This window comes from Acinetobacter bereziniae LMG 1003 = CIP 70.12 (assembly GCF_000368925.1).
In the GTDB taxonomy this organism is placed as follows: Bacteria; Pseudomonadota; Gammaproteobacteria; order Pseudomonadales; family Moraxellaceae; genus Acinetobacter; species Acinetobacter bereziniae.
Window position 1 is genome coordinate 1009861 of the sequence record NZ_KB849755.1, and the last position, 20819, is coordinate 1030679.

Annotated in this window: 19 protein-coding genes and 2 pseudogenes; 4 read left to right on the forward strand and 17 right to left on the reverse strand. The window is 38.9% G+C overall.

From position 1 onward, the window contains the following. Window positions 1–13: 13 nt before the first annotated feature. From F938_RS06680 to F938_RS06735, 12 genes are all read right to left on the reverse strand, one after another. A complete protein-coding gene (locus F938_RS06680; RefSeq protein ID WP_005030550.1) occupies window positions 14–1342 on the reverse strand; it encodes a carbohydrate porin in 1329 nt (442 codons plus the stop codon). Window positions 1343–1358: 16 nt separating this feature from the next. Next, on the reverse strand, window positions 1359–2819 hold the full coding sequence (locus F938_RS06685) for a right-handed parallel beta-helix repeat-containing protein (protein ID WP_005030552.1): 1461 nt from the start codon (window positions 2817–2819) through the stop codon (window positions 1359–1361). Window positions 2820–2839: 20 nt separating this feature from the next. After that, on the reverse strand, window positions 2840–3619 hold the full coding sequence (gene aroD / locus F938_RS06690; protein WP_370469258.1) for a type I 3-dehydroquinate dehydratase: 780 nt from the start codon (window positions 3617–3619) through the stop codon (window positions 2840–2842). 235 nt (window positions 3620–3854) lie between these two features. Then, window positions 3855–4484, reverse strand: a complete 630-nt coding sequence (gene pcaG / locus F938_RS06695) for a protocatechuate 3,4-dioxygenase subunit alpha (protein WP_004828630.1) — start codon at window positions 4482–4484, stop codon at window positions 3855–3857. An 11-nt stretch (window positions 4485–4495) separates the two neighbouring features. Then, window positions 4496–5221, reverse strand: coding sequence for a protocatechuate 3,4-dioxygenase subunit beta (gene pcaH, locus F938_RS06700; RefSeq protein ID WP_004828629.1), 726 nt, complete (start codon window positions 5219–5221; stop codon window positions 4496–4498). Between the two features lie 10 nt (window positions 5222–5231). After that, entirely contained in the window at window positions 5232–5645 is a 414-nt protein-coding gene (pcaC, locus tag F938_RS06705; RefSeq protein ID WP_004828626.1) for a 4-carboxymuconolactone decarboxylase, read from the reverse strand. Window positions 5646–5676: 31 nt separating this feature from the next. Beyond that, window positions 5677–7029 (reverse strand): 4-hydroxybenzoate transporter PcaK, encoded by a 1353-nt coding sequence (locus F938_RS06710; protein ID WP_005030557.1) that lies wholly within the window; start codon window positions 7027–7029, stop codon window positions 5677–5679. Window positions 7030–7070: 41 nt separating this feature from the next. Then, the gene (pcaD, locus tag F938_RS06715; RefSeq protein WP_005030559.1) at window positions 7071–7850 is read right to left on the reverse strand and encodes a 3-oxoadipate enol-lactonase; all 780 of its coding nucleotides are present in this window, start codon (window positions 7848–7850) and stop codon (window positions 7071–7073) included. Then, complete coding sequence (locus F938_RS06720; protein WP_005030561.1) at window positions 7847–9205, reverse strand: 3-carboxy-cis,cis-muconate cycloisomerase; 1359 nt, start codon at window positions 9203–9205, stop codon at window positions 7847–7849. Before F938_RS06720 ends, pcaD begins: the two co-directional genes overlap by 4 nt. A gap of 8 nt (window positions 9206–9213) precedes the next feature. Continuing rightward, window positions 9214–10422, reverse strand: coding sequence for a 3-oxoadipyl-CoA thiolase (pcaF, locus tag F938_RS06725; RefSeq protein ID WP_005030563.1), 1209 nt, complete (start codon window positions 10420–10422; stop codon window positions 9214–9216). A gap of 74 nt (window positions 10423–10496) precedes the next feature. Beyond that, the gene (locus F938_RS06730; RefSeq protein ID WP_005030565.1) at window positions 10497–11150 is read right to left on the reverse strand and encodes a 3-oxoacid CoA-transferase subunit B; all 654 of its coding nucleotides are present in this window, start codon (window positions 11148–11150) and stop codon (window positions 10497–10499) included. Continuing rightward, on the reverse strand, window positions 11147–11830 hold the full coding sequence (locus F938_RS06735; RefSeq protein WP_005030566.1) for a 3-oxoacid CoA-transferase subunit A: 684 nt from the start codon (window positions 11828–11830) through the stop codon (window positions 11147–11149). The genes F938_RS06730 and F938_RS06735 overlap by 4 nt, the downstream gene beginning before the upstream one ends. 248 nt (window positions 11831–12078) lie before the next feature. On the opposite strand from F938_RS06735, the gene pcaU reads away from it, so the two are divergent. Beyond that, a complete protein-coding gene (pcaU, locus tag F938_RS06740) occupies window positions 12079–12903 on the forward strand; it encodes an IclR family transcriptional regulator PcaU (RefSeq protein WP_005030568.1) in 825 nt (274 codons plus the stop codon). Between the two features lie 165 nt (window positions 12904–13068). On the opposite strand, the pseudogene F938_RS06745 reads toward pcaU, so the two are convergent. Together F938_RS06745 and F938_RS06750 are read right to left on the reverse strand one after the other, a co-directional pair. After that, window positions 13069–13980 (reverse strand): annotated as a pseudogene (locus F938_RS06745) (tetratricopeptide repeat protein). A 58-nt stretch (window positions 13981–14038) separates the two neighbouring features. Then, window positions 14039–14950, reverse strand: coding sequence for a tetratricopeptide repeat protein (locus F938_RS06750; protein ID WP_005030576.1), 912 nt, complete (start codon window positions 14948–14950; stop codon window positions 14039–14041). A 682-nt stretch (window positions 14951–15632) separates the two neighbouring features. Here F938_RS06750 and F938_RS06755 point away from each other — a divergent pair. Both F938_RS06755 and F938_RS24985 read left to right on the forward strand, forming a co-directional pair. Continuing rightward, window positions 15633–16010, forward strand: a complete 378-nt coding sequence (locus F938_RS06755; RefSeq protein ID WP_005029849.1) for an IS630 transposase-related protein — start codon at window positions 15633–15635, stop codon at window positions 16008–16010. Continuing rightward, window positions 16007–16555 carry an IS630 family transposase gene (locus tag F938_RS24985; RefSeq protein ID WP_082179805.1) on the forward strand — a complete coding sequence of 183 codons (549 nt, stop codon included), beginning with the start codon at window positions 16007–16009 and terminating at the stop codon, window positions 16553–16555. The genes F938_RS06755 and F938_RS24985 overlap by 4 nt, the downstream gene beginning before the upstream one ends. Before the next feature lie 10 nt (window positions 16556–16565). Here the strand turns inward: F938_RS24985 and F938_RS06765 are convergent, their stop codons facing one another. The 3 genes and pseudogenes from F938_RS06765 to F938_RS24990 form a co-directional block, all read right to left on the reverse strand. After that, on the reverse strand, window positions 16566–16841 hold the full coding sequence (locus F938_RS06765) for a hypothetical protein (protein WP_010591188.1): 276 nt from the start codon (window positions 16839–16841) through the stop codon (window positions 16566–16568). Between the two features lie 639 nt (window positions 16842–17480). Further along, window positions 17481–17741, reverse strand: coding sequence for a hypothetical protein (locus tag F938_RS06780; RefSeq protein ID WP_005030582.1), 261 nt, complete (start codon window positions 17739–17741; stop codon window positions 17481–17483). A gap of 1 nt (window position 17742) precedes the next feature. After that, window positions 17743–19851, reverse strand: a pseudogene (locus F938_RS24990) (RHS repeat-associated core domain-containing protein); the annotation flags it as partial. 103 nt (window positions 19852–19954) lie between these two features. Here F938_RS24990 and F938_RS06790 point away from each other — a divergent pair. Next, window positions 19955–20803, forward strand: a complete 849-nt coding sequence (locus F938_RS06790; RefSeq protein WP_005030584.1) for a tetratricopeptide repeat protein — start codon at window positions 19955–19957, stop codon at window positions 20801–20803. Window positions 20804–20819: the final 16 nt, after the last annotated feature.

Below are 20819 nucleotides of genomic sequence, written 5' to 3' on the forward strand. Positions count from 1 at the left end.
TCATACTCCTAGATTAGAAATTTACACGCATGCTTAAACCTGCAACCCATGCATCATCCACTTCTTTAACACCTGCGGGTTGATGAATATATTGTAGGTTTGGTCTGAGCATGACCGCTGGTGACCATTGGTAGGTATAGTTCAGTTCAATATTTAACTCATCACGTTGAACAGGAACATAGTCTGCTGCAAATGCATCGTATTCGTCATAACCACGACTATTATTCAGCGCAATTTGACGGTCTTTATAACGATCATTCACCACATAATTGGCAATACCAAAACCAATAGAATCATTTGGACGACCATCAAATGGTCCTTTGTACCAAAGCGCCAATTGTTGTGTGCTTTGGACTGCTGTGGTGGCTTTATCATTCACCACGACATTCACACTGGCATATAGACCATGTTTAGGATCATTGCCTTTTTGGCTCAATTGTTGTTGTGCATTCAACCAAAAACTGTGTTTACCGTCATGTACTTTACCCGTGGTTGCAATATCATTGGCTTCAGCTGTCGAATACAATGCACCGACTTTATATTCACCTGGCAAACCATCGAATGTCGCGAGTTTCGGTCGCCAAGCCAGTTCAACAGGAATTGTTGCACCTTTGACATTATTCATATCCAAATTAAAACCATCGCTATTTTTGGCGGTTTTAATATTGTCTGGATTGACTTCATAGACACCCACACCCAGTGTCCAATCTGGCGCAAATTGATATTTAACATTGGTTCCCCATAGCCCCACAGGTAAGTTGTACCAAATGGAGCCAATAGATTTTCCAAGCTGTCCGCCACATAGTAATAAATTCTGGAATTCACACTGTGAACCATTGAAGTCGTCAGACATGCCCATACGCCCAATCTTGAATTGAACTGTATTGTCAGCAAATCCTTTTTTGACCCATGCTTGAGTCAGACGCCAAATTTTACCTCGACCATAAATTTCTTGTGAATTTCCCAATGCACTCGAACGAGGATCTTTAATACGATCCAAAGTCAAAGCATTGCCATCACGCTTGGTGATTAAAATATTGGCGGTGGTATTGTCCCAACCTGCTATTTTCTCTAGATCAAAATTTGCACCTAACGCCAGTTGCGCTGCATTTTTAAAAGTATTGCTATCGTTATAACCGCCATCTAAATTGGTGGCTGCTTGACTCATAATAGAAGCAGTAAATTTATAACCTTGTTTTTCCAGTTGTTGACGCTCACCATTCCAATCACCCAATAACCACTGACGATCCTGTGACCACGGTTGATTCGCAAAGCTGTGTTGAACAGTACAAAGCGCAACAGTCAAGCAACTCAGTTTGATCAAAAATCTTTTTGAATTCATCTCAAGCTCCTGATTGTTATTTTAATTTCACAGCTGAACTGAGTTCAGAAGTTGCACCCAAACGATCTGTAATATTTGCGGTAACAGATGCGAATTTATTGGTCGGTTTCCATAAAAGCTTGGCTAGACCTTGTCCATTGGTCGCAGCAACAGCTGAACCTAAATAAAATTCTGCTTCATTTGAGCTCGCTGAAGTGTTTCCAAAGAACTCAATCTGATAACGTTGATTTGGTTGCCCCTTGACTTCAACCGTAACTTGACCTTTGGCATAGCTTAATTTAGGTGCTTGAATGCCTTGATTTGGTTGAGCATTACAACCTTGCTCATTCGGCTGTTGACAAGTTTTCTGTAAATTTGCTGGATCAATCTTGACACCATGACCACGTGAACCCACAAAGTGCGCATGTTCCAATCCCGGAATATCAAAGATAATCGCACCTACACGTTGATTAGGTACACAACTCCCCCCCGCTTCACAGCGCTTAATGTCTTGACCGTTATTCCAAATTTGGTTCTTGGTAAGCGTGATGTGTGCATTGGCATCTTTTTCAGAACGAATCGCAATACCAACACGGTTTCCATGGACTTTATTGCTGTCAAAAATATTGCCATCGCCTGTTAAGTTAAAACCATTCGAGTTATTGGTCAGTTCATTGTAGGCAATATAATTTCGCTTGCCCCAGTTGATCTGCAAGCCATCTGAATAGTTTTCAAACTTATTGCCCACCACGGCATTGTCATTGCCCCATAAAATCTCAATACCTTGCGATGGCTCTGGATTTGCAGATGTTGAAATAAAGTGATTATTTGCAACCAAGTTAAATGCTGCACCACGGGTTAATTCAAGCCCATCACCATTGTCTTGGAAATAATTATTCAGCACTTTATTGTTATTGGTGGTGGTTGCAGTAGGATTGCCCTTGCCATCATCTCCTGTCAACATCACGCCTGCACCACCATAGTTATGCATAATGCGGTTATTTTGAATCAGGTTATTACTGGCACGATTCATTAAAATACCAATACAGAAACGGCGAATTTCTACACCTTGAATAGTGACCCCGTTGATGTCACGCAAAACTAAGCCTGGTAAAGTTGTGGTACGCACATTGGTACCAAACTGCCCTTCAACCGCTCCCGGACAAGCTTCAACACCTGTCCCTTTAATATAATTTGAACCATCAATGGCGATAAATTCACCTGTTTTCGCCCATTGGGTTCCCGTAATTTTTACGGGTGCTTTAATCTCAGGTAAAGGACTATTCACCTTGATGGTATAAGGTGCTGTCCCAACCGCTTGAATCAAAATCTCACTGGCCTCAGTCGGTTTGGCATTTGCCTGTTCAATTGCCCAGCGCAATGAACCTTTTTCACTGTCATCCTGATAGCGGTCTACCACATAGCTTTCCGCCATTGCTAAACCAGAAACTGCAAGCCCTATCGCCAATGCGCTTAAACGTAAAGAAATCAATTTCATGTCTTAAAAGTCCTTTTAAATTATGGTGTAGGTTGAACAGTTTTCAATAACTGCTTCAATTGGGTTACATCAATTTGACCGGGTGCAGAAGCTTCACCGATCATGCCGAAGCTAAAGCTGCCGCCCATATTTGCCGTAGCAATTCGAGAAATAGTGCCCAACTTGCCCATCGACATGGTCAATAATGGCTTTTTGGATTGTTGACTCACTTTTAAAGTGGCATTCATTAAGGTGAATACATCTTGTTTGCTTTGTGGCATCACTGCGATTTTTAAAATATCTGCCCCAAGCTCATCCTGTTTAAGTAAACGTTGAATGATCTCATCTTCATTAGGTGTCTTTTTAAAATCGTGATTCGACATCACAATCAATACTTTTTTGGCATGTGCCAGTTTTACGATACTGTTTACGGCTTGTGGATCTCGGAACATCTCCACATCTAACATATCCATAAATGGCTGCTTTAAATAAGCTTGATAAATTTTTGCATAATCCGCATCAGTGATGGTCAACTGCCCACCTTCATTGTGTGTGCGAATGGTAGCAATCATCGGCTTGCTGCCTAAAATCTGTTTAAGTTGATGCCCCAAAGCAATCACTTGTTGTGTGTTGTTGGCAAAGTCGAGCAAGTCGATACGGAATTCCGCTAAATCTGCATCGGGATTACTTGCAATCACTTTGGCTTGCGCCAAGGCTTGTTCTTGAGTTTTGGCAGTAATCGGTACAATCGTTTTCACTGGAAGTTTTGCCAGTTCAGATAATTCAACACGCTGTACTGGAAGTGTTTGTGCTTGTGTCATTTGCAATGTAAAAATTGGGCTCAATGCCAGCATCACTGCTGCAATTTTTTTTAATTTCATTTTCCATCTTCCTTAATAGATGATCTGTAATAAATAATTCGAATATAGATACTGTTTTAATGTCCTATGCTTTAAACCAATGTACTTAAATCGCATTCATCCTCCCTTTTTACGGGGAGGAAAATCATAAATTGATCAAACTCCATGATGATCAAAGTAAGATTTGACAAAATACTTAGATATCAAAAAATACCGTTTCATCTTCACCTTGAATACGAATATCAAAGCGATAGACGATTTCGCCATCAACTTCCGTACGTTTGGCAATAAGAGTCTGACGACGAGTCGCCCATTCAATACTGTTTAAAACTGGATCATTGGCATTGGCATCTACTTCATCCTCAAAATAAATACGGGTATGTAGTCCAATGTTGATGCCACGTGCAAACAGCACCACGGCAATATGAGGTGCTTGAATCGAACCTTTACGTCCAGCTACAGCACCGGGTTTTACAGTTTCAAAATGCCAAAAACCTGTTTCAAAATTCGCCCCTGTACGCCCCCAGCCTTGAAAATGTGGATCTACAGTTTTGCCTTGGGTATCTGCCTGACTTGGATAAACACCATTGCTATCTGCTTGCCAGATTTCCAGTAACACATCTCTTAATGGCAAACCCAGTCCGTCAAAAACTTGACCTTCCAGGCGAATACGTTGCCCTTGAGTTTTGTCATTGGTCAATTGGTGATTAAAGTTGTGTTCAAACACTTCAATATTGGCTTGTTGAGGCAATAAGCCAATATGAACATAAGGACCACCTGTTTGAGATGGGGTCTCTTTCAGTTCTTGAAAATTCCATGCGTTCATCGTATACACCCTTAAGTCAAATCATTTTCAAAATAAGTCGCACGACGACCACGAAGATGAATATCAAAGCGGTAACAACGGCTATCCGCTTCAATAAAGTTGTTTTTATCTTCGAGTGCGATCAGGGCACGACGCTGATCTTCAGAAGGAATCGTTTTTAAAATTGGGCAGCTATCAATCAGCGTATCGCCTTCAAAATAGAACTGCGAAATTAAGCGCTGTGCCCAACCATCTGCAATCAATGAAAAATGGATGTGCGCTGGACGCCATTCATTGATACGGTTACGCCACGGATAAGGACCCGGTTTAATGGTACGAAAAATGAAGAATCCATTTTCATCAGTTAAAGTACGACCACAGCCACCAAAGTTTGGATCCATCGCGCCGATAAACTTATCATTTGGATGACGATAACGCCCTGAAGCATTGGCTTGCCAAACTTCTAACAAGGCATTTTTGACTGGACGACCAAACTGATCACGAACATAACCATGGACAATAATACGTTCACCGACTGGTAAACCGTCTTTGGCATAGTTCAAAATCAAATCATTATCTTTCGCACCAAAAAGATTGGGGGAAAAATGCGGTGAGGTCACTTCTGTCAAGGTTTCATTAATCGAAATCAATGCATTTTTTGGCGAGCGTAATACACTGGTTTTATAGCCCGGTGTATATGCTGGCGGATGATCATCGGTGTTACGTTGTGGATATGCACCCAATGTATGACTTAACATGCTGGTCTCCTTAATCTTGTAGTGGTGTCGCAATAGGCTGCACTTCGATACCCAGCTCTTTAAAAACGTCTTCAGCCATATGCATTGCTGCATTTGCTGCTGGCAAACCTGCATATAATGAACTATGCAAAATCAATTCTTTAAGTTCATCCTTGGTCACACCATTGTTAAAACAAGCACGTAAATGCATTCTGAGTTCATCCTCTCGTCCCAATGCCAATAAAATCGCAATGGTCACTAAACTACGTGTATGACGTGGTAGACCTTCACGAGACCATACTTCACCCCATGCAAATCGACTGATAAAATTCTGGAAGTCTTGATTAAAATCATTTAGGTTCGCTAAAGAGCGGCCGACATGTTGTTCACCAAGTACTTCGGTACGGACTTTAAGCCCTTGTTGATAGCGTTGATCATCATTCATTGACGTTATTCCTCATCTAGAAAAATGAGCATTAGGTTGCATCGGTATGAGCAACCAAAGATTTAACAAAAATAGCGATGGCTGCTGCGGTTGCTGGAATCATGAGCAAACTGAGAATAGCGGTAAAAGACCAATCATTGCCCAATAAAACAGCCCCGATCCATGCACCAAACACAGCACCAAATCGTCCAATACCCGTCATCCAAGCAACCCCTGTTGCACGGCATTGCGTTGGGTAAAAACGAGCACTTAAAGCAGGCATAGAAGATTGCGCACCATTGATGGCTATCCCGGCACATAACACCAATAGTGCCAATAAAGTTGGATTGCTTAGGCTTTGCCCCACAGCGACTGCAAACAAACCTGCGATAAAATAGAAAGCGGAAATAATGCGATTTGGGTTAAAGCGATCCATCGCCCAACCAATAAATAAGGCACTCATCACACCACCGAACTGGAATAAACCACCGATAAATGCAGCTCGTTCCATGGTCGCGCCCGTTTCACGCATCAAGGTCGGTAACCAGCTGGTCAGCAAATAAATCACCACCAAGCCCATAAAATAGGTCGACCAAAGTAAGAGCGTGCCTTTGGCATATTGTTTTGAAAACAACATACCGAATACATTTTTCTTTTCTGCAACAGCAGACTGCTCTTCTGGAATATGAAAGGTTTGCGCAGTTTTTACCTGCTGTGGTGCAATATGGTTTAAAATTTTGCGAACCTTCTCTGTTGATTGTCCTTTGACAATCAAGAAGCGATAAGATTCTGGCAACACGAAAATGACCAATACCATAAGTATCAGTGGTGCGATTCCGCCCAGTAAAAATAGACTGTGCCAACCAAAGGTCGGGATTAACCAACTACTGATAAATCCACCAATCGCCATCCCCAAGTTATAACCGCAGAACATGCAGGTCACGAGCAATGAGCGAATGCGTTGTGGACAATATTCTGAGAACAAGGTAGTGGCATTTGGCATCGCCGCACCTAAACCAATACCTGTTAAAAAGCGTAATATCACAAGGCTGTTTAAGTCTTGTGCATAAGCAGATGCCAGTGTAAAACCACCAAAAATCAGCATCGAAATAGTCAAAACAATCTTGCGACCAAAGCGATCTGCTGTAGGACCTGAAACCAATGCACCGATGATCATTCCACCCAGTGCTGCACTCATGACAGGTCCAAGTTGGGAACGATCAATGCCCCAATCTTGCGCCAAAGCAGGTGCAATAAAGCCCATTGCAGCAGTATCAATACCATCGACAAATACGATGAGAAAACAAATAATTGCAATCATCCACTGATATTTACTGACAGGTGCATCATTGATCAGCGCCTGCGCATCCATACTCTTGTTTGGGGCAGCAAATTCCTGTGCCATAGTTGCCTCCTTGTAGGCGAATTCCTTTCTAACCCTTGCGGTTATATGCTTTGAATAAACTTAGACAGCGCCTGATTGAACACTTGAGGCTGTTCAATATTGGATAAATGGGAAGCTGCCAAGATTTCAAGCTGACTGTTTTGAACAAGTTGATGCATAAATTCTGCATCTTGAACTGTGGTGACAGGGTCATACTGCCCCGCAATAATCAATGTGGGTATTTGGATTTGATTTAGCTGATCGCGAACATCTGCATCTGCCAAAGCTCTACAGGCATTGGCATAACCTTGTGATGTTGTCATTGCTAAACTTTGAATGGTTTTTTGTGCCAATACATCATGGGCATAATCAAAATGCTCACTAAACCAACGGGTATGTGTCGTTTTTACGATTTCAGCTAAACCATGTTGCTCCACATTCTCCGCTCGACTGTTCCACGCTTCAGCAGTGCCAATTTTTGCGGCTGAATTTGCTACGGTAATACTATGAAAACGTTCAGCATAGTTGATCGCCAAAGCAAGCGCAGTAATTCCACCCATGGAAATACCACAGAAATGTGCTTTGGTAATGTTTAAAGCATCAAGGATATCCACTGCATCTTCAGCTAGATTTTGCAAGGTTGTGTGGGCAACCACCTCACTCTCACCATGACCACGTGTGTCATAAGTAATAATTTGATAATGCTCTGCTAATACAGCAACCTGTGCTTGCCACATCCCATGATCAGTTCCCAAAGAGTTGGAAAACATAATCACTGGAGCATCTTTCAAACCCTGTACTTGCACAGCAAGTTGGTGTCCTTGACGGTTATTGATCATCATGATCTTTGATCCTCTTGTGCGGCTTGCAGTACTGCATCAATTTGAGCCTGAATATTGCCCAAGTAAGATGTCGGGTTAAACAATGCTTGCAACGCCTGCTCATTGAAGTAGGTATTGACTTGATCCATCTCGGCTAATACCGTTTTTAAATGTTTCTGTTCAGCTACTGCTTGTTGACATGCTTGTTCAACCAAATGATGCGCATTTAAACGCCCAATTTTTACTGCAAGTGCCATCATGACTGCTTCTGCCATGACTAAACCTTGAGTACACTCAAGATTACGTTGCATGGCGACTGCATTTACTTGTATATGTGCCAATACATCATGTGTCCGTTCTAAAGCACCTGCACATAATTGAAAAATTTCAGGAATTGCCAACCATTCAGCATGCCAAGCCCCTAAAGCACGTTCATGCTCTTGCACCATACTTTGGTAAACGCTTGCCATCAAAGCAGGAACACGATTGGCTGCTGCAAGGATTGAAGCTGCTGCAACAGGATTACGTTTATGAGGCATCGTGGATGAACCACCGCGACCTTTTGCAGTGGGTTCAAAGACTTCGGCGATTTCAGTCTGCATCAGCAATGACCAATCTTTTGCCATTTTGCCGACATTACCAACAATCAAAGCTAAAGCGCTGGCGATCTCAACCATGCGATCTCGCTCACCATGCCATGTACATGTGGGTGCAGTTAAATTGAGTGTGTTTGCATAAGCTGCAACCACAGCGGAACCTTGATCTTGCAAAGAAGCCAACGAACCTACAGCACCTCCCAGTTGGGCGGTTAAAACTCGTTGTTGCATACGATTAAGACGTTCAAGATCACGTTGCAAAGCAGCCGCCCAACGTGCAAACTTATGTCCAAGCGTGATCGGTAAAGCCTGTTGTAACCATGTACGCCCAATCATGACTTGATCACGGTATTGTTGTGCTTGCTTTAAGCAGACCTGATACGTCTGTTGCAATTGTTGCTCAATCAAGATCAATGCATCTCGACACTGCAAAATGGTTGCTGTATCAATAATATCTTGACTGGTTGCACCCCAATGTACATAACGAGCGGCATCTTCATCTTGCTGTTTAACTAAGGCTGTAAATTGCTTCACAAAAGGAATCGCAATATTTCCAGCCAAACCAGCTGCAACAGCCAATGCATTGATATCTATGTGCATTAAAGCTTCTTGCCCAACACGTTCAATAACGGTAGCCGCTGATTCTGGAATCACATTAACCTGTGCCTGCGCTTTTGCCAAAGCGACTTCGGCTTGAATCATATAACCCAATAAAGCTTGATCACTAAAGATCGCAGTGACATCAGGTTGATAAAATAAGCTGGCGTATAACTGGCTCATCACAGACCTCACTCGACGCGTTGAATAATCATGGCGATGCCTTGACCCACACCGATGCACATTGAACACAAGGCATATTGCCCTTGAATCTGTTCAAGTTGGTTGAGGGCGGTTGTCACCAAACGGGCACCTGATGCACCCAATGGATGCCCCAAAGCAATCGCACCACCATTCGGATTGACCCGTGCATCATCATCTGCCAAGCCTAAATCACGAGTCACTGCCAAAGCTTGGGCAGCAAAGGCTTCATTCAGCTCAATCACATCCATCTGCGCTAAACTCAGATGTGCCTGTTGAAGTAATTTCTTGATCGCTGGTGCAGGTGCAAAACCCATGATTCGAGGTTCTATTCCCACGGTTGTTGCTGCAATGATTTTGGCACGTGGTTTTAATTGATACTGTGTAACGGCTTGATCTGATGCAATCAGTAAAGCGGCTGCACCGTCGTTAATTCCTGAAGCATTACCCGCAGTTACCGTACCTTCTGCTTTCACCACACCTTTTAATTTTTGCAAGGCTTGCAATGTGGTTGACGCTCGTGGATGCTCATCTTGATCCACCAGCAAATCATCACCTTTACGCTGAGGAATGGTCACAGCAACAATTTCTTGTTTAAAAAAGCCCTGTGCCTGTGCTGCTGCTGTACGTTGCTGGCTGTTCAATGCAAACTGATCTTGATCAGCACGGTTGATGTTGAATTGCTCAGCCACATTTTCAGCCGTTTGTGGCATGGTTTCTACACCATACATGTCTTTTAGCTTTGGATTGATAAAGCGCCAACCCATGGTGGTGTCTTCAATCTTTTGGCTACGCCCAAAAGCACTGTCGGATTTGCCCATCACATAGGGTGCTCGACTCATGCTTTCCACACCACCTGCAATGATCAGATCGGCTTCCTCGGCTTTAATCGCCCGTGCTGCCATCGCAATCGCATCCAGTGAAGAACCACATAAACGATTGACCGTAGTTGCAGGCACTTCGACAGACAGCCCTGCCAATAATGCAGACATACGACCCACATTTCGGTTGTCTTCACCTGCCTGATTGGCACAGCCATAAATCACATCATCGACTTGTTGCCAATCCACGCTAGGGTTGCGTTGCATTAAGGCTTGAATCGGCACAGCACCTAAATCATCCGCTCTTACAGCTGCAAGTCCACCGGCATAACGACCAAATGGAGTTCGAATGGCATCAATGATATAAGCATTTTTCATGTGTTTTTCCTTAAATAATCTCTCTTAAGAAGCAGTGCTTCTCACCTTTAAAAAAAAGGGTTAGAGGAGATTTATTATCCTTGTGTTGCATCAAGCAATTGAGCACCCGTCATCGACTGCAATTCTTCAAAGCTGAGACCCGCTACTCTTTCAATCACTTTTAAACCGTCTGGAGTCACATCAATCACACACAGATCGGTATAGATCCGGTCGACACATTTTTTGCCAGTCACAGGATAGGTCAGCTCAGCCACGATTTTGGGTTCGCCTTGTTTGGTGACATGGTCAGTGGTGATAAAGACTTTTTTGGCACCGACTGCCAAATCCATCGCACCACCCACCGCAGGAATCGCATCAGGAGCGCCTGTATGCCAGTTGGCAAGATCACCATTTTCAGCAATTTGGAAGGCACCCAATACTGCAATATCCAAGTGCCCACCACGCATCATGGCAAAAGAATCGCCGTGATGGAAAAAGCTTCCGCCTGTGAGCATGGTGACAAACTCTTTGCCTGCATTAATCAGTTCAGGGTCTTCTTCGCCTTTGGCAGGGGGTGGACCAAACGCCAACAAACCATTTTCAGAATGTAGGAATACATCTTTGTCTGAAGGAAGATATTTCGAGATTTTGGTCGGTAAACCAATACCTAAATTCACATAAGCACCATCGGGAATGTCTTGTGCAACACGTTCTGCAATTTGATCACGGCTTAGTTTTTGGTAACTCATTGTGCTTCTCCCTGTCCTGCATTGACAGCAACCACATGCTGTACAAAAATCCCGGGTGTAATGATATGTTCAGGATCAAGTTGACCGAGTTCTGCGATTTCAGAAACCTGTGCAATGGTGACATCCGCCGCCATCGCCATAATCGGTCCAAAGTTTCGTGCAGATTTACGATAGACCAGATTGCCCCAACGATCGCCTTGATGGGCTTTGATCAAAGCAAAATCAGCTTTGATCGGATACTCAAGCACATAGTCTTTTCCGTCGATATGACGGGTTTCTTTTCCTTCGGCAAGCAATGTACCAAAACCTGTTGGTGTGAATACTGCCCCTAAACCCATCCCCGCTGCTTGAATACGACATGCCAAGTTTCCTTGAGGAACAAGTTCTAATTCAATCTTGCCTGCATGATAGAGTTCATCAAATACCCATGAATCAGACTGGCGTGGGAATGAACAGATGATCTTACGTACAGCCCCTGATTTGAGGAGTTTTGCCAAACCATAATCGCCATTGCCTGCATTGTTGTTGACAATGGCCAAGTCTTTGACGCCAAGCTCAATCAATCCATCAATTAGCTCTGCGGGTTGTCCTGCCGTTCCAAAGCCGCCAATCATAATGGTTGAACCATCCTTGATTTGTGACAAAACCTCTGTCAATGAGCCGGCACGCTTATCAATCATCTGACTACTTCCTGTACTGTGTAGCACTCAACTTTTCATCCTAAAAGTCGATAAAACCAAGTTGAGTGTTTTGTTCGGATTTCTTATCTTTATTCTTGATAAATTCTGAACAGACTTCTATCTTCTAAAAGCTATTTTGTGCGATTATTATTTTTAATGTTCGATCATCGAACATTATCCAACTAAATTAGTCGTGTTTCGATTAGAATAATTATTCATCAAAGGATTTTGTAGGAATGCTCTAAATTATGGAAAATGATAAAAATAAAAATCGTCGCTTGATTCATCACCGTGAAAATAAGAAAGTGATTCGACATGAAGACTTTATCGCAGGTATTGCCAAAGGCTTGGCGATTTTAGATTGCTTCGGTCCTGAACGTCATCGTTTAAATATGAGTACAGCCGCAGAGAAAGCAGGCATGACCCGTGCTGCTGCACGTCGTCATTTACTGACTTTAGAATACTTGGGGTATTTGGACTTTGATGGTCATTATTATTATTTAACCCCCAAAATTTTAAAGTTCTCAGGTGCGTATCTGGATGGTTCTCCCTTACCTAAAATTTGTCAGCCTTTATTAAACTTACTCACCAATCAAACATCACTGATTTATTCAGTCATGGTGCTGGATGGTTATGAAGCCATTACTATTGCACGTAGTGCAGCGCATCAACAAACTGATCGTGTTAATCCTTATGGTTTGCATTTGGGTAACCGACTCCCCGCTCATGCCACATCCGCAGGCAAAATTTTGTTGGCACATCTAAATAAAGATGAGCAAAAAGAGTGGTTAGAAAAATATCCTTTGAAGCGATTGACTAAATATACCCATACAGACAGTGAAGTGTTTTTGGCATTGTTGCATGAGATTAAGGAACAAGATTGGTGCTACTCGTGTGAAGAACATGAGTTAGGTGTACATGCAGTTGCTGTACCGATCTATGATGCCAATGCCGATGTAGTTGCAGCTTTAAATATTGTGTCTCCAACGATCCGTACGACTCAAGATTATTTAATTACGCATATTTTGCCGTTGTTACAGGAAACAGCTCGCGACTTGAGACAAGTGGTTTAGGTGGGAAAATGACTGATATTCATTTTTTAAATTCATTATTTCCACCTGTTCTGTACGAATAGCCTAATTGCCATATTTGATCTAATCGAGCTGCCATAACTCTAATTAATTTATTTTTAATAATAACAAATATTTAAATAAAAACTATTGTTGTAAAACCATGAATCATTCAAGCTTAGGTTTCCAATAGTTTGCCTTCTCTGGATTATATTTTGGATTATTTTCATCAGAGTAAATATTTAACAATAACTCTACTGCTGGTTTATTCCCATTGCTTGCAGCCATCTCTGCATACTTAATAGATTTATCATAATTTTGTACAACGCCACCACCACTATAGTATTTCAATGCTGCATTATATTGGGCTTCTATGTTTCCATTTTTAGCTGCTTTTTCAAACCATATCAGTGCTTGAATAGGGTCTCGATCAACTCCCTCACCTTTCTCATATGATATTCCAATATCATTTTGTGACTCCACATCTCCTTGTTCTGCTGCTTTCATAGACCATTTAAAAGATTCACTTAGATTTTTAGTTACTCCATCTCCTCTATATAACTGTGAAGCAACTATAGTTTGAGACTGTAAAAGACCAAGCTGGGCAGACTGAATGAAATATTTAAATGCTTTACTTCTGTCTTCCTTAACACCAACCCCCTTATAATAAGCTAAACCAAGATTATGTATAGCTGAGGGATTCCCTTTTTTTGCACCAGTTTCAAACCATTCTAAAGCCTTTCTATCATCCTTTTTTATATAGTTATTACCATTTCGATAAATTAACCCTAATTATAATATTGCATTAGAAGATCCTAATTTTGCAGCTTGTTCAAATAGTTCAAATGCCCTTTTTTGATTAACTTCAGCTCCCTCTCCTGTGGCATACATTGAACCTAAAACAAATATTGCTTCTGGATCATTTTCTTTCGCTGCACTTTCTAAATCAGCTTTAGACGTATAAGTTGTAAGATCCTTATAATCTTTTGTTAAATTTTCTGTTTTATTATTCCGACTACCTTCTGTGCATGCAGAAGTCAAATAAATAATTATAAAAAATATAATATTTTTAACATTCATATTTCTAACTACTTTACTACAAGGTTAAATAAAAGCTTAAATTTTATAAAATCATGATTCATTCAAGTTTTGATTTCCAATAGTTTGCTTTTTCTGTATTATAATTCGGATTTTTTGTATTTGAATAGATATCAATTAATAATGCCATAGCAGCTTTATTATTAGAAGTTGCCGCTTTTTCAGCATATTCAATTGCCTTACTAAAATCTTGATTGGTACCATTTCCTGAAAAATACTTAAGAGCGGTATTATACTGAGCTTCAACATTACCATTGTTCGCTGATTTTATAAACCAATTCAGAGACTTAATAGGATCTCTTTCAACTCCCTCACCTTTCTCATAGTTGAGGGCAACATTATTTTGAGATTTTATATCTCCTTGCTCTGCTGCTTTCATAGACCAATAAAAAGACTGGCTTAAATCTTTTGTTATTCCCGTACCTGTATATAATTGATAAGCAACTATTATTTGTGATTGTAAAAAACCTAACTCTGCTGCTTTATGGAAATATTCGTAAGCTTGACTTTTATTTTGAGCAACGCCGACACCATCATAATATGCTACTCCCATGTTATGTAGGGCAGCTGCATTATTCTTCTCAGCTGCTTTTTTATACCAATATAAAGCCTTTTTATTATCAATTTCTTTTAAGTAGTTTGACCCATCATTATATATCAAACCAAGTTGAAACATTGCCTCATCGTTTCCTAAGTTTGCAGCTTGTTCAAATAATTCAAATGCCTTTTTTGGATTAAGATCAACTCCCTCTCCAGTGGCATACATTGAACCTAAAACAAATATTGCATTAGGATCATTTGTTTTCACTGCATTCTCTAAATCAGTTTTGGATGTGTAAGTTGTATGATCTTTATTATCTTTTGTTAAATTGTCTCTTTTATTGCTTTGACTACCTTCAGTACATCCCGAAGCTAGTAAAACCGTCATTAAGCATAAAATATGAAGTTTCATCTAATTAGCACCTAAATTTACAATTGAAATTATTCAATTAATCCTTTGAAAGATTATCTTTTATAAATATCGAACCGATCAATACAACCTATTCCTTAATACACAATTGATAAGCTTTTTTTGAATGCATTACAAATTCACTATATTTTGGGTTTGCTTCATCTAATACCTCTGGATCTTTATAAAAATCTGTTTTTAAATTTTCTACTAAATAATCAAAATAAAACTTAAAAGTATTCGCATAAAATTCTTAGCTTTTATTTTTTCCTCCATTTAAAAAATCAACCATCGATAAAAAAATAAAACAAACAAAGCCTATAAATTGCGTAACAATAAAAAAAAGAATTTGTTTACTGTATTCCATGACTTTATGATTTTTGATATACCCCAATATATTTCCTAAAACATATCCAATTAAACCTATTGTTATCCCTTTAAAAAAATTTATCAGATACGGATGATCTTCTGCTTTAAATTTTGAAATAAAAATACTAATTATAACCTCTGCGATTAATTCTATTATTTCAGACTCTTACATCAGGTTTGGCATTATTTTGTTTTTTCCCATTATATTGACATTCCTTCTTCCCACCACTAATATCATAACTTAATGCAACATTTAGCTTATAGCTAAATATATAAAGTTTGCTACACTATAAAAAAAACCTTACTGACTGCTGTTATGCCTAAGCCATACTCCAATGATCTTCGATACAAAGCTCTAGACTACTACAAAGAATGCCAGAATAAGTCTAAAACATGTACTGTTTTTAAGATTGCAAGAACGACTTTAGATCTCTGGATTCAGCTCGAACATCTCCAAGGAAATGCGAATAGACCACATCCCGAAAAAGCAGGTCGACCCTATAAAATTAAAGACCTAAAGGCTTTCAAAATCTTTGTTGAAACAACATCATTTTCACAGGCTAAAGATCTGGTGCCATTATTTGAGCAAAGATTTGGTTATTCCGTCAGCTATGCCAATATCTTATTTGCTTTAAAAAAGCTGGGGTGGAGTTATAAAAAAAGAGTTTTCTCTACAGACAAGCCTGCAAAATAGGACGAGCAGTATTCCAATGGTTCCTACCACAATGGAAACAGCAATATGGTGAAGAGTATATTTTATACATTGATGAATCAGGTATAAATACCAATGAGGTTGCTGAATATGGTTGGTCTGAGAAAGGAAAACGTTGTCGTGCATTAAGAACAGGTGGGCATGGAAGTAGACTAAATATAATCAGTGCTGTTCGATCAAGTGCAACGTTTAAATTCATTGCTCCCCTAATTTTTAAGGGCTCATGTGATCGCAATACTTTTACTGGCTGGCTTGAATATTTACTTAAAGATCTAACAAGAGATAAAAATGGTCAGCCTCAAAAATATTTACTAATTTTAGATAATGCTTCTATTCACAAAGGTCGAAAAATTGAGGAATTGGCTCGCCAGTACAATGCTAGGCTGATGTATTTGCCTGCTTATAGTCCAGACCTCAATCCAATTGAAAAAGCTTGGTCTATACTAAAAAGAAAAGTCAGACATATTGTTAGCCAACAACAGAAAACTATTCTTGAGGCTTTAGATATTGGGTTTAATCAAATGTAGCATAGTTTATTTAACTAGCTATATTGTAACTTTGATAAGTAAAATAACCTAAGTTTACTCCATCTAATTTAATATCATTAGTTGGAAAAGTAACACCTAATTCATTGTTATTTTCATCACAATAATATTCACCATAATTATTTTTTTCCACCAATCTCCATCCTTTTTCATATAATTTAGGTTTAACAATATTAATATAATTTTCCATATTAAAATTCCCCACTCTTTCTTCGAAGTAGTATGTTCTTAAATTTCTTACAAAGAATTTTTCAAATAAAAAAATCATAGATTTCAAAAATATACTCCATATTTATAAAATAGTTGGACTCTTCAGGAGTAACATTTCTTTCTATTTGCCGTAAATTCATTCCATATTCAATATTTTTTTGATCAATACAACCAGAAAGTAATAACATTAAAGAAAAAAATATACTTAGAATAGTTTTCATCTACAATCCTCCAAATGAGTACATTAAACCTTTAGCATAAGGCTCGGTATCTTTAGTATTACCTATTTTCTTATTCTTAGACTCATCAATAATTAGAACACCTAAACAACTAGGTTTTCAACAATATTTAAAATTAATTTTAAAATATTTATATAAAGCCATTTTAACTATTTCCGTGAAATTCTATCTATAAACTCTACAATTTTACCCCAAATCAAAATAAATATTGACGTAATAAATCCAATTAAAATTCCGTTTAATAAATTAAAAACAATATCACCAACTCCAAAGTCATCAATTTTTAAATAAGCATAAAGAGTGCTAACAAAAAAAATAAAAATTCCAAGAATTATTGAACGGATAAAAAAATACAAAACTGGATGATTATTACATCTAAAATGACTTCCAAAAAATTCAGATATACTATTTATCAACAAATAGAGCATAATTAATTTCGGTTTCTTTTTCAGCTAATTTTATGAGTTTAAATCTAACCATTTACATCCCATAAAGAATAAAGAAGCTAACAAACCAATTCCTAATGATGCGAAAAAAGATAATATTATTTTTTCTACATCCATTAAATCATTATTAAAAAAATCAATCAGCATATATAAAAAAAAGGCAGAAACACCTAAAACTATCCCTTTAAAAAAACTTATTAAATATGGATATTTTTCACTTTCATAATTAGAAACAAAGAAAGAAATGATTACTTCAGCAATAATTGTCAGCATTCTATTTTTTCGCCTCTTTTGCTTTCTGATCCGAAATAATTTTATTTGCCGTTCTAGAGGATGTTTGTTGCATAAGAAATTGATTACCAAAAATAACTATTCCAGCTATATTTTTATCCATTATATTTTTAGGTAATGATAAGCCACCAACATGATTAACTCCTGCTGCTTTAGCCATCGTTCCTCCCCATGCCCCAAAGACAGCTCCGGAAGCTCCTGCAACTGCAGTTCTCGAACCATCCCATTGTACACACTTACATTTAATCATATCTATAGTTTGGAAGGTAGAGTCCACAACCATACTACCACCTGATGTCTTTATAACAGCTTGATTTACTGGATTTGCCCAAATATTTTTTGCATTTTGAACGGAAGCTTTTCCTAAATTAGGTAATTTTTTTACTCCTTCTCGACCAACCTGTAGTAACACTGGTGCAGCCTCACCAGCACCAGCACCAGCACCAGCACCAGCACCAGCACCAGCACCAGCACCAGCACCAGCACCAGCACCAGCACCAGCAATAACATAAGGTGCATATCCAGCAACGGCAACCGCCTGCAAATTATTATTTCGTATTGCTCCTAATTGACGCAAAGTGTTGGCATCATTAGAATTTCTAGCTAAACCAGACATAGTATTAGGTAATAACGCACCCAATATGCCAGTACTTGGTCTATTCTGTTGTTCATACCTAGCGTCATTTATTTTTACAACTTCTCTAGCAGCTTTTAATTTTGCTAATGCTTTTGCATCATCAGCTTTTTCTTTAGCATAATGAGCATTGGCAATCTTACTATAACGATCATAATCAGATGCGTTTTTGTCTTTATCTCCCATTAACCCCATCGGATCAATCCACTGATTTGGATCACTTACATAAACCGAGTTATTTAACCCACCAAACAGCCCAATCGGGTCTTTACTCACATACCTTGCACTATACGGCTCGTAATAACGATAACGGTTATAGTGCAAACCTGTTTCTTTATCGTAATACTGCCCTTGGAATCTTAGATTACTTTGCTCAAGTGGATTGGATTCATTTGCGGTTTTGATTTCTTGTGTTGTTCCCCATGTGTCCTGTTTAATTTCCCAAATACATTCGCCTAACTCATTGCTTAAGGTTTGTGGTGTACCGACTTGGTCACAGTGATAAAACGCAACTCGTTCTAATTCAGCTTTGTTCTTTCTGGTGTCTGTTTTCCACACTGGGTCTTTATAAATCGAATAAGGGACATCTTGGAATTGACGATAATCAGGTGTTTCTATCAGTTCAATAAAACGGGTATAGCCTGTTTGTAATAACGGTACAAAGCTATCTGGTTCATAAACATAGTGTTTGGTGTAGTTTTGTTTGTTGAGTTGATTGGAGTTAGTTTTGTATGACTCCCAGATCATCAAATCACCATCCCAACCAAATAAAGTAAGTTCTGAGCTATGTGCTGTTTTGGCGTCATTGAGGCTGTGTTTGTATAATCGACGACCAAATACATCATAACCATAGCTTGTAATTTGACCATTGTGATCGCTTTGTATCAGACGATTAAGGTTATCCCAAGTCAGTTTTAAGGTCTGACCTGATTGACTGGTTTCAATCACATTGCCTTGCGTATCATATTTGTAGTGCTTGCCTTGATATTGGGTGATCAGGTTATTTTTGACTTGTGATGTTTGTGTCGCAATCGGGTCGATCAAGTTCCCCGCAGGATCAAAACTAAAGCTTTCAGAACTATACGGATTTTGTGCTTTAATTAAGCGCCCAATTAGGTCGTATTGATAGCTTAATTTACCTAATCGGCTGTCATCCACCTGAGTCAGTAGGTAGTTGTTATCGTAGTGGTAATGTCGTTCTGCTTGATGTTTTGCTTGTTGTAATTGATCGAGTGTTTCTTGTTCATGTCGAATGATTTGTGAACTGAGTAAGCCCACATCATTATAGTTTTTGTTTTGCACCAAGCCATTGGCAAGCAGGCGTGTGGTTTCTCGGTGTAAATCATCTCGTTGGAATGCCACCATGTCTTGTTGGCTAAAAGCAATGCCATAAATATGCCCTGAGCCATAGCTGAGATTGGCTTGGACTTGTCCATCGGGTCGGATGGTTTTGGGCAAAGTCATTACTATTCTTTTGTTTATGTTAATTTTATGTTCAATATAAGGAAATATAAGTCTCTTTATAGTAAATTATCAAATTATTTATGTTTGAGATAAAAATATGTTATCAAAAAAAATTTTTTTAACAATTTGCTTACTTAGTGTTTTAAATTCAGGCTGTGCTAAATCAAATGATGATAACCACAATAATCAACAATATAGCTCTAATAGTTCCGCTATTGATATAAATGAGATTAAATCTAAAGCTGAACAAGGAGATCCAGAAGCTCAATATAATATGGGAGTTTTGTTCACAGATGGTTATAAAGACCTAAAACCCAATATTATAGAAGCATTTAAATGGTATAAATTATCGGCTGATAAAGGATATGCAAAAGCTAAATATAATTTAGCTATTCTTCTAAGTAGTGATTCAGGTATTAAAAATGATTATGCTCAAGCAAAAAAGTTATTTGAAGATGCTGCTGCTTTAGGCGATATACCATCATTAAATGAGCTTGGTAATTTTTATAAAGATGGAATAGGTGTACAAGAAAATTACGCTCAAGCATCTGAATATTATTTAAAAGCAGCTAATGCTGGGTATTCTGCTGCTGAAAATAATATAGGTAATATGTATCTACATGGGCATGGAGTGTCACAAGATAAACTAAAAGCATCTCAATGGTATATAAAAGCTGCTGAACAAGGTGAGGTTGATGCTCAATATAATTTAGGGCTTATGTATTTTTTAGGTGATGGCATAAAGCAAGATTATTCACAAGCTTATAAATGGTTTTTAGAAGCTGCAAATCAAGGAGATCACAACGCACAATACCATCTAGGGAAAATGTACCTAGATGGCTTAGGTGTTGATAAAAATCTTTCCAATTCAATTTCATGGTTTGAAAAATCTGCTAAATCAGGAAATTCGTACGCAGCTCATGAATTATCTGAAATAAATAAGTAATTTTTTCATGGTTTTC